2 protein-coding genes are annotated in these 16,023 nt (G+C 75.6%); both read right to left on the bottom strand.

From position 1 onward, the window contains the following. Nucleotides 1-32: 32 nt before the first annotated feature. The gene (locus ACFY3U_RS21335) at nt 33-4,955 is read right to left on the bottom strand and encodes a type I polyketide synthase (RefSeq protein ID WP_387204482.1); all 4,923 of its coding nucleotides are present in this window, start codon (nt 4,953-4,955) and stop codon (nt 33-35) included. Nucleotides 4,956-5,025: 70 nt separating this feature from the next. After that, the gene (locus ACFY3U_RS21330) at nt 5,026-16,008 is read right to left on the bottom strand and encodes an SDR family NAD(P)-dependent oxidoreductase (RefSeq protein WP_387204294.1); all 10,983 of its coding nucleotides are present in this window, start codon (nt 16,006-16,008) and stop codon (nt 5,026-5,028) included. Between the last annotated feature and the right edge of the window lie 15 nt (nt 16,009-16,023).

Raw genomic sequence — 16,023 nt, 5'->3', positions numbered from 1 at the left:
CCTCGCAGGGGACGGGAGTGAGCCGGTGCGGGTCAGGACAGACCGAGGTCGCGGTCCACCATGGCGAACAGCTCGTCGTCGCTGGCGTCGCCGAGGTGACGGCCGAGGTCGTCGCCGCCGCCGCCCTGGGCGAGCCGGGTGAGCATGGCCTGGAGGCGGACGGTGGCCCGGACCCGGGCGGCCTCGTCGCGGGCCACCACGTCGAGCCCGTCGGCGATCCGGTCCAGGTCGTCCAGCAACGCGGTCGGGGTGACCACGTCGTCCTGGGCCACCTCGGCGTAGAGGTACTCGGCCAGCGTGGTCGGCGTCGGGTAGTCGAAGACCAGGGTGACCGGCAACGCCACCCCGGTCGCCAGGCCGAGCCGGTTGCGCAGCTCGACCGCGGTGACCGAGTCGAAGCCCAGCTCGCGGAACGCGCGCTGCTCGTCCACCGACTCCCCGGACGGGTAGTTGAGCACGGCCGCCACCTGGCTGCGGACCAGCGCGAGCAGCACCGCCATCCGGTCGCCGGCGGGCAGCCCGGCGAGCCGGTCGCGCAGCGACTCCGGGCCGTCGGGCACCTCGCCGCCGGTGGTCCGCTCGGCGGTGCGCAACCGGCGTACGTCCGGCAGATCGCTGATCAGCGGACCGGGCCGGGTCGCGGTGAACGCGACGGAGAACCGCTCCCAGGCGATGTCGGCCACGGTGAGGAACGCCTCGCCGTGGTCGACGGCCTGGTGCAGCGCGGTGATCGCGGCCTCCGGCGGCATCTCGGGTACGCCGTGGCGGTGCAGCAGCTCGCCGAACGGCCCGTCGGCCATACCGCCGCCGGCCCACGCCCCCCAGGCGATGGACGTGCCGGGCAGGCCGAGGCCGCGCCGGTGCTGGGCGAGCGCGTCGAGGAACGCGTTGCTCGGGGCGTAGTTGCCGACGCCTGAGCTGCCCACCGACCCGGCGAACGAGGAGAACAGCACGAACGCGGCCAGGTCGAGGTCGAGGGTCAGCTCGTGCAGGTGGTACGCGACGTCCACCTTCGCGGCGAGGACCCGCTCGATCTGGTCGATCCGCACGTCGTTGATCAGTGCGTCGTCCAGTACGGCGCTGGCGTGCACCACCACCCGCAGCGGCTGCTCGGCGGGGATGCCGTCGATCAGCGCGGCCAGGGCGTCCCGGTCGGTGGCGTCGCAGGTGACCACGCTGGCGGTGGCGCCGAGCGCGGTGAGTTCGTCGACGAGCGCGGCGGCACCGGGGGCGTCCATGCCGCGCCGGCTGGCCACGATGACGTTCTCCACTCCGCTGCGGGCGAGCCAGCGGGCGGCGTGCCCGCCGAGCGCGCCGGTGCCGCCGGTGACCAACGCGGTGCCGGAGGGCTGCCACGGGTGCGCGGGTCGGCTGTCGCCGAGCGGGACGCGGGTGAGCCGCCGGCCGAGCAGGCCGCCGGGGCGTACCGCGATCTGGTCCTCGTCGCCGGCGGAGGTGAGCGCCGCGACCAGCAGGCCGGCGCTGCGCTCGTCGACCGCCTCCGGCAGGTCGACGAGTCCGCCCCAGCGCTGCGGGTGTTCCAGCGCGGCGACCCGACCGAAGCCCCAGGTCATCGCCTGGCCGGGCGAGCGGAGCAGTTCGGCCCGGCCGACCGAGACGGCGCCGGAGGTGACCGCCCACATCGGGGCGGTGAGGCCGATGTCGCCCAGCGCCTGGACCAGCGCGACGGTGGCGGCGAAGCCGCCGGGCACGGACGGGTGCATCGGGTGGCTCAGCTCGTCGAACGCGAGCAGGGATACCACGCCGGTCACCTCGCCCGCACCGGTGGCGAGCGCTGCGCCCAGCAGCTTGCCCAGCACGTCCCGGCCGGCGTCGGTGGTGTCGACCGGCACCGGCACGACGGTGGCGCCGGCGGCGGTGAACGCCTCGACGCACGCCTCCTGCCAGGGCTCGACGATCTCGCCGGTGGGCAGCACGACCAGCCAGCTGCCGGCCATGCCGCGGTTGGTGAGACCGATGAGCGGCTTCCAGGTGTCCTGGTAGCGCCAACTGTCGATGTCCGACTGGCGGCGGCGCTGCCGCCGCCAGCGGTGCAGCACGGGCAGCGCGGGCGCCAGCGCGTCGAGCGCCTGGACGCCGTGCGTGTCCTCGCCGGCGACCAGCCCGGCCAGGGCGGGCAGGTCGTCGCGTTCGACGGCGGCCCAGAAGCCACTGTCATCCGGCCCGGTGTGGTCGGCCGGCTGGCTCTCCCGGTCGGGGCCGCCGCTGCCGTCGAGCCAGAGTCGCTGGTGGTCGAACGCGTAGGTGGGCAGCGCGACGGTGTCGGTTTCGGCCAGCACGGCGGTCAGGTCGACGGGCAGGCCGATGCTGTGCGCGGTCGCCAGGTTGGTCAACAGCCGGGTCGGGTCGTCCTCACCCCGACGCAGGCTGCCCAGCGTGTGCCCGGCGGTGCCCGTGTCGTCCAGGATCGCGGTGACCGGCATGGCCAACACCGGATGCGGCGAGATCTCCACGAACGTCGTGTGCCCCGCCTCGACCGCGGTGCGGACCGCCGTGTCGAAGCGGACCGTGCGGCGCAGGTTGTCGTACCAGTAGTGCGCGGTCATCGTCGCCGGGTCCACCCAGTCCCCGGTGAGCGTGGACACCAGCCGGGTGTGACCGGGCTGCGGCGTCACCCCGGCCAGGTCGGTGCGCAACTGCTGCGCGACCTCCTCCACGGCGGCCGAGTGCGACGCGTAGTCCACCGGGATCAGCCGGGCCCGGATGCCGTCGGCCTGGCAGGCGTCCACCAGATCGGCGACCGCCTGCGGCGGACCGGACACCACCACGGTCGCCGGGCCGTTCACCGCCGCCACCCCGACACCGTCGAAGCCGCCCAGCCGGGCAGTCACCTCGTCTGCGGACAGGTCGACCGACGCCATCGTGCCGGTGCCCCGCAGCGCGGACAGCGTCCGGGACCGCAACGCCACCGTCCGCGCCGCATCGTCCAGGGACAGGATCCCGGCGACGCACGCCGCGCCGATCTCGCCCTGGGAGTGGCCGATCACCGCGTCGGGCGTGACGCCGGCCGCGCGCCAGACGGCGGCGAGCGCGACGCCGACCGCCCAGAGCACCGGCTGCACCACCTCGACCCGATCCAGCCACGACTCGTCGTCACCGGTCAGCACCGACACCAGGTCGACGTCCAGGTGCGGGGTCAGCGCGGTCTGGCACTGGGCCAACGCGGCGTCGAAGACCGGGCACCGGCCGATCAGCCCGGCGGCCATCCCGGCGGACTGGGCGCCCTGGCCGGGAAAGACGAAGACCGGGCCGGCACCGGCGGCGGCCGCCTTACCGGTCACGAGGTTGCCCGCCGGCAGACCGGCGGCCAGGGCGTCCAGCCCGGCCAGCAACTCGGCCGGCTCGGCGCCGACGACGACGGCCCGCTGGTCCAGCGTGGACCGGGTGGTGGCCAGCGACCAGGCCACCACGGTCGGGTCGGTCGGGTGGGCGCGCAGGTGTGCGGCGAGGCGGGCGGCCTGCCCGGCGAGCGCGCCCCGGCTGCGGGCTGAGACCGGCCAGGCGGTGACGCCACCGGCGACCAGCCCGGCCCGGGGCGGCGCCTGGGTCTCGTCGATGGGCGGCCCGTCCGCCGGCTCTACGGCGGCCGGGCGGTACTCCTCGACGATGACGTGGGCGTTGGTGCCGCTGACCCCGAACGAGGAGACGCCGCCCCGGCGGGGCCGGCCCAGCTCCGGCCAGGGCCGGTTCTCGGTGATCAGCTCCACCGCGCCGGCGGACCAGTCGACGTGCGGCGACGGCTCGTCCACGTGCAGGGTCGCCGGGAGCGTGCCGTGCCGCAGCGCCATCACCATCTTGACCAGCCCGGCGACGCCGGCGGCGCTCTGCGTGTGACCGATGTTCGACTTCACCGAGCCCAGCCGGAGCGGGCGGTCGGCGGGACGGTCCTGACCATACGTGGCGATCAGCGCCTGCGCCTCGATCGGGTCGCCGAGCGTGGTGCCGGTGCCGTGCGCCTCGACCAGGTCGACGTCGGCCGCGCCGAGCCGGGCGTCGGCCAGCGCGGCCCGGATCACCCGCTGCTGGGAGGGGCCGTTCGGAGCGGTGAGCCCGTTGGAGGCGCCGTCCTGGTTGAGCGCGCTGCCGCGGATCACGGCGAGGATCGGGTGGCCGTTGCGTTCGGCGTCGGCGAGCCGTTCCACCACGACCACGCCGCCGCCCTCGCCCCAGCCGGTGCCGTCGGCGCCGGCCGCGAACGCCCGGCACCGTCCGTCGACGGACATGCCGCGCTGGCGGGAGAAGACGATGAACACGCCCGGGGTGGCCATCACGGTGACGCCGCCGGCGACCGCGAGGTCGCACTCGCCGCGGCGCAGCGCCTGCCCGGCCAGGTGCAGCGCCACGAGCGAGGACGAGCAGGCGGTGTCGACGGTGACGGCGGGGCCGTTCAGGCCGAGCGTGAACGAGATCCGGCCGGAGGCGACGCTGGTGGTGTTGCCGGTGCCGAGGTACATGTCCACGCCGTCGGGCACGTACGGCAGGCCCATTCCGTAGTTGGACGTGCTCAGGCCGACGAAGACGCCGGTGGCGCTGCCGCGCAGCGACAGCGGGTCGATCCCGGCCCGCTCGATCGCCTCCCAGGACGTCTCCAGCAGCAGCCGCTGCTGCGGGTCCATCGCGAGCGCCTCACGGGGCGAGATGCCGAACAGGGCCGGGTCGAAGTCGCCCGCGCCGTCGAGGAAGCCACCGACCCGGGTGTAGCTCTTGCCCGGCTTGTCCGGGTCGGGATCGTACAGCGCGTCGAGATCCCAGCCCCGGTCGTCGGGGAACTCGGTGAGCGCGTCGCGCCCGCCGGCGACCAGGTCCCACAGGTCCTCCGGGGAGCGTACGCCGCCGGGGAACCGGCAGCTCATCGACACGATGGCGAGCGGTTCGGTGTCCCGCGCCTCGACGGTCTGCAGCTTGCGCTTCGTGTCGTGCAGGTCGGCGGTCACCCGCTTGAGGAAGTACCGCAGCTTGTCGTCGTCGCTCATCGCGTCCCTGCCTTGATCCGCGGTGGTCATGTCAGGAGATTCCAAACTCTTTGCTGATGAAGTCGAAGATCTCGTCGTCGCTGGCCGCGTCGAGATCGGGCCGGTCCGGTTCGCCGGTGGGGCCGGCGACGTCGGTGGCCTTGGCGAGCAGGTCGCGCATCCGGGTGGTGAACCGGTCCCGGGTCGCCGGATCGAGGGCGAGCGTGGTGAGCAGCGCCTCCACCGCGTCGATGCCCTGGAAGAGCGGCTGGGTGGAGGGGGCGGCGTCGGCGGCGATCTCACCGGCCAGCTTCTCGGCGAGGGCGTGCGGCGTCGGGTAGTCGAAGACCAGCGTGGCCGGCAACCGCAGCCCGGACAACGTGTTGAGCCGGTTGCGCAGGTCGACCGCGGTCAGCGAGTCGAAGCCCAGGTCGGTGAAGAGCCGGCCGGGGTCGACGGCCTCCGGCCCGGCGTGGCCGAGCACGGCGGCCACGTTCGCCCGGACCACGTCGAGCAGCACCTTGCGCCGCTCCGGGTCGGCCAGGCCGGCGAGCCGCTGGGTGAGCGGCACGCCGCCGGTGCCGGCGCCGCCCGCGTCGACCGAGCGGCGCAGCGGCACCCGGACCAGGCCGCGCAGCAGCGGCGCGAGCACGCCGGCCTCGGCCTGGCCGCGCAGCGCCGCCACGTCCAACCGCATCGGTACGACGGCGGCGGTGTCCAGCCGCCAGGCGGCGTCGAACAGGTGCAGTGCCTGCTCGGTGGCGAGCCCGGCGGCGCCCTGCTCGGCCATCCGCCGCACGTCGGCGTCGGCCAGGTGGCCGGTCATGCCGCTGGCCTGCTCCCACAGGCCCCAGGCGAGGGAGATGCCGGGCAGCCCCTGGGCCCGCCGGTGCGCGGCGAGCGCGTCGAGGAAAGCGTTCGCGGCGCCGTAGTTGGCCTGGCCGGCGCTGCCGAGCGTGGCCGCGGCCGAGGAGAAGAGCACGAACGCGGCGAGGTCCCGGCCTGCGGTCAGCCGGTGCAGGTGCCACGCCGCGTCGATCTTGGGGATGCCGACCGCGTCGATCCGGTCCGGGGTGAGCGACTCCAGCACGCCGTCGTCGAGCACGCCGGCGGCGTGCACCACGGCGGTGAGCGGGTACGCGGCGGGGATGCCGTCGAGCAGCGCGGCGAGCGCGTCCGGGTCGGCGGCGTCGCAGGCGGCGACCGTGACCTCCGTGCCGGCCCCGGCCAGCTCGGCGACCAGGTCGTCGATGCCGTCGGCGGTCGCGCCGCGCCGCCCGGCGAGCAGCAGGTGCCGCATGCCGTGGGTGGTGGCGAGGTGCCGGGCCAGCAGCCGGCCCAGCACGCCGGTGCCGCCGGTGATCAGCACGGTGCCGTCCGGGTCGACGCCACCGGGCAGGGGCGCCAGCCCGGCCGGTACGCGGGCCAGGCGCGGGGCGCGTACCTGGCCGGCGTGCACGGCGAGCTGCGGTTCGCCGGTGCCGAGCGCGGCGGCGAGCAGGTCACCGCCGGCCGGGTCGGCGTCCAGGTCGAGCAGCTGGAGCCGGTCGGGGTGTTCGAGCTGGGCGGTGCGGACGAGCCCCCAGACCGGGGCCTGCCGCAGGTCGACCCCGGCCGGTTGCCCGGTGGCGACCGCGCCGCGGGTGACCAGCACCAGCCGGGTGGCGGCGAACCGGTCGTCGGCGAGGAACGCCTGGACGGTGTCGAGCACGCGGTGGGTGGCGGCCCGGGCCTGCGCGGCCAGTTCGGGGCCGGCGCCCTCGCCGGTGCGGCCGACCGGGACGATCAGCGTCTCGGGGGCGGGTTCCCCACCGGCGAGCAGCTCGGCGAAGGATTCCGGGGCGAGGTCGGGGCGGACCCGGGCGCCGGCGGCCTCGGCGGCGGCGTTGAGCGCGAGGTCGTCGCCGAGCACCACCCATCCGGTGGCGGCCGGCGACGGTCCGGCGGTCACCGGCAGCGCCGGCCAGTCCACCTGGAACAGCGACTCATGTCGGCCGGAGCGGGCGGCGCCGAGCGCGTCGCCGGTGACCCGGCGCATGATCAGCGAGTCGGCGTGCAGGACCGGCGCGCCGGTGGCGTCGGCGACCTGGAACGTGACGCCCACGTCGCCGGCCGCGGCGACGCGGACCCGTAGCGCGGTGGCACCGGCGGCGATCAGCGTGACACCGGTCCAGGCGAACGGCAGCCGGGGCGCGGTGGCGTCGGCCCCGTCGCCCATCCGGCCGAGGAAGCCGCCGATGGACATGGCCTGGAGCGCGCCGTCGAGCAGCGCCGGGTGGATGCCGAACCGGCCGGCCTCGGCGTGGTGGTCGGTGGGCAGCGCCACCTCGGCGAAGACCTCGTCGCCCCGGGTCCAGGCGGCGCGCAGGCCGCGGAAGACCGGGCCGTAACCGAAGACGGTCGACTCGATGCCGGCGTAGAAGGCGTCGGAGGGGACCGGGGTGGCGCCGGGCGGTGGCCACACGCCGAGGTCGAACGCGGGCGGTTCGGTGCCGCGCGGGGCGAGCTGGCCGGTGGCGTGGCAGGTCCAGGCCACGTCGGCGAGGATCTCGTCGGATCCGTCCCGGTACGGGCGGGAGTGCAACTGCACCGACCGACGGCCGGTCTCGTCGCGCTCGCCGACGCCGAGCTGGATCTGCAGCGAGCCGAGTTCGGGCAGGACCAGCGGGGCGAGCAGGGTGAGTTCCTCCACCACCGGTGCGCCGGCCTGCTCGCCGGCGTGCGCGGCCAGCTCGACGAAGGCGGTGCCGGGCAGCAGGATCGCGTCCATCACCCGGTGCTCGCCGAGCCACGGGTGGGTGCGGACGGAGAGTCGGCCGGTGAGGACCAGCCGGTCGCTGTCGGGGAACTCCACCGCGGCGCTGAGCAGCGGGTGCCCGGCGTCCTGGAGGCCGGCGGAGGCGACGTCCTGGGCCCGGTGGGCGGGCGGGTCGAGCCAGAACCGCTGCTGCTCGAACGCGTAGGTGGGCAGCGCGACGGTGTCGGTCCGGGCCAGCACCGCGGTGAGGTCGACCGGCAGGCCGATGGTGTGCGCGGTGGCCAGGTTGGTCAACAGCCGGGTCGGGTCGTCCTCACCCCGCCGCAGCGTCGACAACGTGTGCCCGGCCGTGCCGAGGTCGTCCAGGATCGCGGTCACCGGCATGGTCAGCACCGGATGCGGCGAGATCTCCACGAACGTCGTGTGACCGGCCTCGATCGCGGTACGCACGGCGGTGTCGAACTGGACCGTGCGGCGCAGGTTGTCGTACCAGTAGTCGGCGGTCATCGTCGCCGGGTCCACCCAGTCCCCGGTGAGTGTGGACACCAGCCGGATGTGACCGGCCTGCGGCGTCACCCCCGCCAGCTCCGTGCGGAGCTGCTGCGCGACCTCCTCCACGGCGGCGGAGTGCGAGGCGTAGTCCACCGGGATCAGCCGGGCCCGCACACCGTCGGCCTGACACGACTCGACCAGATCCGCGACCGCCTGCGGCGGACCCGACACCACCACGGTCGCCGGGCCGTTGACGGCAGCGATCCCCACGCCGGGGAACGGACCGTCGTCCGGCGTGACACCGTCGCCCGGGGCCGCTCCCGCCAGTCGCGCGGTGACCTCGTCGGCGGACAGGTCAACCGATGCCATCGTGCCGGTGCCGCGCAGCACCGACAGCGCCCGCGACCGCAACGCCACCGTCTTCGCCGCGTCGCCAAGGGACAGGATCCCCGCCACACAGGCCGCGCCGATCTCACCCTGCGAATGCCCGACCACGGCCTGCGGGTTGATACCCACGTGCCGCCACACGGCCGCCAGGGCGATACCCACCGCCCACAGCACCGGCTGCACCACCTCGACACGGTCCAACCACGACTCGTCGTCACCGGTCAGCACCGACAACAGGTCGACATCGAGGTAAGGAGAGAGGGCCACCTGGCACTCGGCCAGCGCCGCGTCGAACGGCGCGCACCGACCCACCAGGCCCGCCGCCATCCGCGCCGACTGCGCACCCTGACCCGGGAACACGAACACCGGACCGGCGGCGGTGGAGACCGCGCCGGTGACCAGGTGCGGCGACGGCGACCCGTCGGCGAGCGCGTCCAGGCCGGACAGCAGCTCCTTCACCGACGACCCGACCACGGCGGCCCGCTGGTCGAACGTCGACCGGGTGGAGACCAGCGACCAGGCGACCGCGGCGGCATCGAGGTCGCCGTGCGAGCGGACGTGGTCGGCCAGGCGGGCCGCCTGCCCGGCCAGCGCGGCGCGGGAGCGAGCGGACACCGACCACACCGTCGCGGCGGCGTCCAGCAGGCCGGGGCCGGTGGCGGCCGGCGCGGCCGGTTCGTCGCCCTGCTCCACGATGACGTGCGCGTTGGTGCCGGAGATGCCGAACGACGACACGGCGGCCCGGCGCGGGCGGTCGCTGTCCGGCCACGGGCGCGCCGAGGTGACCAGCTCCACCGCGCCGGCGTCCCAGTCGATGTGCGGGGACGGCTCGTCCACGTGCAGCGTGCGGGGCACGGTGCCGTGCCGCATGGCCTGCACCATCTTGATGACGCCGGCCACGCCGGCGGCGGCCTGCGCGTGACCGATGTTCGACTTGATCGACCCGAGCAGCAGCGGCCGACCTGCCGGCCGGTCCTGCCCGTACGTGGCCAGCAGCGCCTGCGCCTCGATCGGATCGCCGAGCGTGGTGCCGGTGCCGTGCGCCTCCACCACGTCCACGTCGGCCGGGCCGAGCCGAGCGGCGGCCAGCGCCGCCTGAATGACCCGCTGCTGGGACGGGCCGTTCGGGGCGGTGAGGCCATTCGACGCGCCGTCGGAGTTAACCGCGCTGCCGCGCACGACCGCGAGCACGTGCCGGCCCTGCCGGCGGGCGTCGGAGAGGCGCTGCACCAGCAGCAGGCCGACGCCCTCGGACCAGCCGGTGCCGTCGGCGGCGGCGGCGAACGACTTGCACCGCCCGTCGGCGGCCAGTCCGCGCTGGCGGGAGAACTCCACGAACGCGGTCGGGGTGGCCATCACGATGACGCCGCCGGCCAGCGCCAGGTCGCACTCGCCGCGGCGCAGCGCCTGCCCGGCCCAGTGCAGCGCGACGAGCGACGACGAGCAGGCGGTGTCCAGCGAGACCGCCGGCCCCTCCAGCCCGTACGTGTAGGCGACCCGGCCGGAGATGACGCTGCTGGTCATGCCGGTGAGCGCGTACCCGGAGGTCTCCTCCGGCGCGAACGCGAGCAGCGATCCGTAGTCCTGGCCGCTGGTGCCGACGAACACGCCGGTGCTGCTGCCGCGTACCCCGGCGGGGTCGATGCCGGCGGACTCGAACGTCTCCCAGGTGGTCTCCAGCAGCAGCCGCTGCTGCGGGTCCATGGCCAGCGCCTCGCGCGGGCTGATGCCGAAGAACCCGGGGTCGAACCGGTCGACGTCGGCGAGGAAGCCGCCACCGCGGGCGTAGAACGTGCCGGCGGCGTCCGGGTCGGGGCTGTAGAGCGTGTCCAGGTCCCAACCCCGGTCGCCGGGCAGGTCGGTGATCGCGTCGACCCCGTCGGCGACCAGCCGCCACAGCTCCTGCGGGGTGGACACCCCGCCGGGCAGCCGGCAGGCCATCCCGATGATGGCCAACGGCTCGTCGTCGCCGACGACGGCCGGGGCGGCCACCGGGCGGGTCGGGGCCGGGGCGCCGGCGATCCCGGTGTCCAGATGCGCGGCGAGCTCGTACGGGCTCGGATAGTCGAAGACCAGCGTGGCCGGCAGCCGCATGCCGAACGCGTTGGTCAGCCGGTTGCGCATCTCGACCGCGGTCAGCGAGTCGAAGCCGAGGTCGTTGAACGCCCGCCGCGGGTCGACCGCCGCCGGGTCCGGGTAGCCGAGCACGGCGGCGGCCTGACCGCGGACGATCTCCAGCAGTGCGGCCCGCCGTTCGTCGTCGCCGAGCGCGGCGAGCTGCTGCACCAGGGACGCCCCGGTGGCCGGCGCCGCCGCGGCGCCCCGGCCGGCGCGGATCAGTGCCCGGTACAGCGGCGGGACGGCGCCGGCGAACTGGGCCCGCATGGCGGCCAGGTCGAGTCGGGCGGGCACCAGCGCGGCGGCCGGGACGCGGCAGGCGGCGTCGAAGAGCGCCAGCCCCTCCTCCGCCTCCATCGCGGACACGCCGGAGCGGGAGATGCGGTTGAGGTGGACGTCGTCCAGTTCGGTGGTCATGCCGCTGCGGTCGGCCCAGAGGCCCCACGCGAGGGTGAGCGCGGCGAGGCCGCGGGCGCGACGGTGGTGGGCCAGCCCGTCGAGGAACGCGTTGGCGGCGGCGTAGTTGCCCTGGCCGGGGCCGCCGGCGGTGGCCGCGAGCGAGGAGTACGAGACGAACGCGGTGAGGTCGAGGTCGGCGGTCAGCTCGTGCAGGTACCAGGCGGCGTCGACCTTGGGGCGCAGCACGCCGTCGACCCGGTCCGGGGTGAGGGAGGAGATGACGCCGTCGTCGCGTACCCCGGCGGCGTGGACCACGGCGGTGAGCGGGTGGTCGGCGGGGAGTTCGGCGAGCAGCGCGGCGACCGCGTCGCGGTCGGCGACGTCGCAGGCGGCGACCGTGACGGTGGCGCCGAGCGCGGTCAGCTCGTCGCAGAGTTCCGGGATGCCGGCGGCGTCCCGGCCGCGCCGGCTGGTGAGCACCAGGTGCCGCACGCCGTGCCGGGTCACCAGGTGCCGGCTCATGAGCTGGCCGAGCGTGCCGGTAGCGCCGGTGATCAGCACGGTGCCGTCGGCGTCGAACGCCGGGTCGGCCGGCTCGGCGGGCGCGGGCACCCGGGCGAGCCGGGCGCCGGCCGCGACGCCGGCGCGGATGGCGAGCTGCGGTTCGTCGGTGTCCAGCGCCGCGACCAGCGCGGCGGCGGCGGTCGCCGGGTCGTCCACGTCGACCAGCACGAACCGGCCCGGGTTCTCGGACTGGGCGGAGCGCACCAGGCCGATGACGGCGGCGCCGGCCAGGTCGGTGAGGTCGGCGTCCGGCTCGGTGGCGACCGCGCCGCGGGTGAGCACGACCAGCCGGGTCGCCTCGTAGCGGTCGTCGGCGAGGAACCGCTGGAGCACGTCGAGCGCCCGGTGGGTCACCTCGGCGACCCAGCGGGGCACGTCGCGCTCGCCGCGCGGGTCGAGGAACGACGCGACAAGCACGCCGGGTGCGTCGGCGCCGTCGTCGAGCGCGCCGGTCAGGGCCACGAGATCGGGGTACGCGGTGACGGCCGTCCCGGTGGCGGCCACCGCGTCGGCGAGCGCGGCGTCGGTGTCGAGCACCGCCCACGTGCCGGCGGCCGGTCCGGTGGGCAGCGGCAGCGGGGTCCAGTCGATCCGGTACAGCGACTCGGGTCCGCCGCCGCCGGCGGTGCGGAGCTGGTCGGCGGTGACCGGCCGTAGGACCAGCGAGCCGACCGAGGCGATGGGGGCGCCGTCGACGCCGGCGAGGAGCAGCGAGACGCTGTCCGGGCCGGTGTGCCGGACCCGGACCCGGGCGGCGGCGGCGCCGGCGGCGTGCAGCGCGATGTCGTTCCAGGAGAACGGCAGCCGGCCGTGGCCGGGGGGCAGGCCGGGGCCGGCGGGTTCCCCGGCGGCGCTGGTGAGGCCGAGCGTGTGCAGCGCGGCGTCGAGCAGCGCCGGGTGCACGCCGTAGCCGCCGGCCTCGGCGGCCGGTGTCTCGGGCAGCGTCAGGTCGGCGAAGAGGTCGTCGCCGCGCCGCCAGGCGGCCCGCAGCGCGATGAACGACGGGCCGTAGTCGTAGCCCTGCGCGGCGAGGTGCGGATAGAGCTGGTCGGTGGGCACCTCGGTGGCGTCCGGCGGCGGCCAGCCGGCCAGGTCGGACCAGCCGGGTACGCCGGGTTGCGCCGGCCGGTCGGCGAGGACGCCGCTGGCGTTGCGGGTCCAGGCGCGGTGTTCCCCGTCGGCGGGCTCACTGTCGGTCTGCTCGCTGCCGGACTGCTCGTCGGGCGCGGAGTGCAGCGACACGGACCGGCAGCCGGTTTCGTCGGCCGGGCCGATCCAGAGCTGGATGTCGACGCCGCCGGTCTCGGGCAGGATCAGCGGCGCTTCGAGGGTCAGTTCGCGGACGTGGTCGGCGCCGACGTGCGCGCCGGCCTGGAGGGCCAGCTCGACGAAGCCGGTGCCGGGCAGCAGCACGGTGTCGAAGACGACGTGGTCGGCGATCCACGGGTGGGTACGCCGGGACAGCCGGCCGGTGAACAGGAAGCCCTCGGCGTGGGCGACGCCGACGGCGGCGCCGAGCAGCGGGTGCCGGGCGGGGCGCAGGCCGACCGCGGTGACGTCGCCGGTCCAGCCGCCGCCGGCCTCCGGCCAGTAGCGCTGGCGCTGGAACGCGTAGGTGGGCAGGTCGACGCGGGTCGCGCCGGTGCCGGCGAACCACGGCGCCCAGTCGACCTGGACGCCGTGCACGTGCAACTCCGCCAGCCCGGCCAGCAACGCCCCGGTCTCGTCCCGGTCCCGACGCTGCACCGCGGTCGCGACCACCGTGTCGTCGTCGGGCAGGATCTCCGCGGTCAGCGCGGTCAGCACGCTCTGCGGGCCGACCTCCAGGAACGTGTCCGCCCCGGCGGCGCGCAACGCGGCGACCCCGTCGGCGTAACGCACCGCCTCCCGCACGTGCCGCACCCAGTAGTCGGGCGTGCGCAGGTCGTCTCCCGCCGCCAGCGCGCCGGTCACGTTGGACACGACCGGCAGCAGCGGTGCGGCGAACGTCAACCCGTCCAGCACGGTGCGGAACTCGGCCAGCATCGGCTCCATCAGCGGACTGTGGAACGCGTGCGACACCGTCAACCGGCGAACCCGCACACCCCGGTCCCGCCAGCTCCGCTCGATCTCGTCCAGCGCGTCGACCGGACCGGACACCACCGTGGACGACGGCCCGTTCACCGCCGCGATCCCCAGCGCGGTGTGCGCCTCGATCGACGCGGCCACCTCGGCCTCCGGCGCGGCGACCGCCAACATCCCGCCACCGGCCGGCAACGCCTGCATGAGCCGGCCCCGCGCGGCGACCAGCGCACACGCGTCCGGCAGCGACAACACCCCCGCCACGTGGGCGGCGGTGACCTCGCCGATCGAGTGCCCACCCACGAAGTCCGGGGTCACCCCGAACGACTCGATCAGGCGGAACAGGGCCACCTCGACCGCGAACAGCCCGGCCTGCGTGAACCGCGTCTGGTCCAACAGATCGCCGTCACCGAACAACACCGGCTTCAGCGGCTGCGGCAGCAACGGATCGAGTGCCGCGCACACCTCGTCCAACGCGGCGGCGAACACACCGAACGCCTCGGACAACTCCCGACCCATGCCGGCACGCTGCGCGCCCTGCCCGGAGAACAGCACCGCCAGGCCCTGCCGGTCGGTGGCCGCGCCGGTCGCCGTGGTGGCCGTCGGCGTTCCGGCCGCGAGTGCCCGCAGGCCGGCGAGCAGGTCGTCGCGGTCGGTGGCGGCCAGCACGGCCCGCCGGTCCAGCGCCGCCCGCGCGGTCGCCGACGAGAACGCCACGTCGAGCGCGGTCGACGCCGGGTCGGCGGCCAGCCGCGCGGCCCAGCGGCCGGCCTGGTCGGCGAGCGCGGCGTCGTCGCGGGCGGACACCAGCACCGGTACGACCGGGCGGGTACGTGTCGGCGCGTCGTCGGCCGGGGCGGGCTCGTCCGGCGGCGCCTGTTCGAGGATGGTGTGCGCGTTGGTGCCGGACACGCCGAACGAGGAGATCGCCGAGCGGCGGGGCCGGTCCACCGCCGGCCACGGGGTGGCCTCGGTGACCAGCTCGACCGCGCCGGTGTCCCAGTCGACCTGCGGCGTCGGCGCGTCCACGTGCAGCGTGGGCGGGACGAGCCCATGCTGCATCGCCTGCACCATCTTGATCACCCCGGCGACGCCGGCCGCCGCCTGCGTGTGCCCCAGGTTCGACTTGACGGAGCCGAGCAGCAGCGGCGCGGCGTCGCCCCGGTCCTGCCCGTACGTGGCCAGCAGCGCCTGCGCCTCGATCGGGTCGCCGAGCCGGGTGCCGGTGCCGTGCGCCTCCACCACGTCCACGCCGCCGGCGGCGAGCCCGGCGTTGGCCAGGGCCTGCTGGATCACCCGCTGCTGCGACGGGCCGTTCGGGGCGCTGAGCCCGTTCGACGCGCCGTCCTGGTTGACCGCGCTGCCGCGCAGCACGGCGAGGATCGGATGGCCGTTGCGGCGGGCGTCGGAGACGCGTTCCAGCAGCAGCACGCCGACGCCCTCGGACCAGCCGGTGCCGTCGGCGGCGGCGGCGAACGCCTTGCACCGGCCGTCGGCGGCCAGTCCGCGCTGGCGGGAGAACTCGACGAAGGCGCCCGGCGTACACATGGCGGTGACGCCGGCGACGACGGCGAGCGTGCACTCCCGCTGCCGCAGCGCCTGCCCGGCCAGGTGCATCGCCACCAGCGACGACGAGCAGGCGGTGTCGACGGTGACCGCGGGCCCTTCCAGGCCGAACGTGTAGGCGATCCGGCCGGACACCACGCTGCCGGCGTTGCCGGTCATCAGGTGCCCTTCCAGGCCCTGCGCGGCGGCGGTCATCAACACCGTGCCGTAGTCCTGGCCGGTGCTGCCGGCGAACACGCCGGTACGGCTGCCGCGCAGCGTGTGCGGGTCGATGCCGGCCCGCTCGAAGACCTCCCAGGTGGTCTCCAGCAGCCACCGCTGCTGGGGGTCCATGGCGAGCGCCTCGCGCGGCGAGATGGCGAAGAAGCCGCTGTCGAAGTCGGCCAGGTCGGTGACGAAGCCGCCGTGGCGCGCGTACGAGGTGCCGGCGTCCTCGGGGTCGCCGGCGTGCAGCGCGTCGAGGTCCCAGCCCCGGTCGGTGGGGAACTCGGTCATCACGTCCCGGCCGGACGCCACCACCTCCCACAGCTGCTCCGGGGTACGGATGCCACCGGGGAAGCGGCAGCTCATGCCGACGATCGCGACCGGCTCCTGCTCGCCGGCCTCCACCTCGCGCAGCCGCTGCCGCACCTGGTGCAGGTCGGCGGTGACCCGCTTGAGGTAGTCGAGAAGCTTCGCCTCGTCAGCCATGGTCCGCCCATTCCC

It is taken from the genome of Micromonospora sp. NPDC000089 (genome assembly GCF_042899365.1).
Lineage (GTDB): Bacteria > Actinomycetota > Actinomycetes > Mycobacteriales > Micromonosporaceae > Micromonospora.
This window is presented reverse-complemented; position numbering and strand designations above follow the sequence as displayed.

Bases quoted from the DNA above. Each gene is read 5' to 3' on its own strand.
- ACFY3U_RS21330 (WP_387204294.1), bottom strand. From the start codon at position 16,008: ATGGCTGACGAGGCGAAGCTTCTCGACTACCTCAAGCGGGTCACCGCC.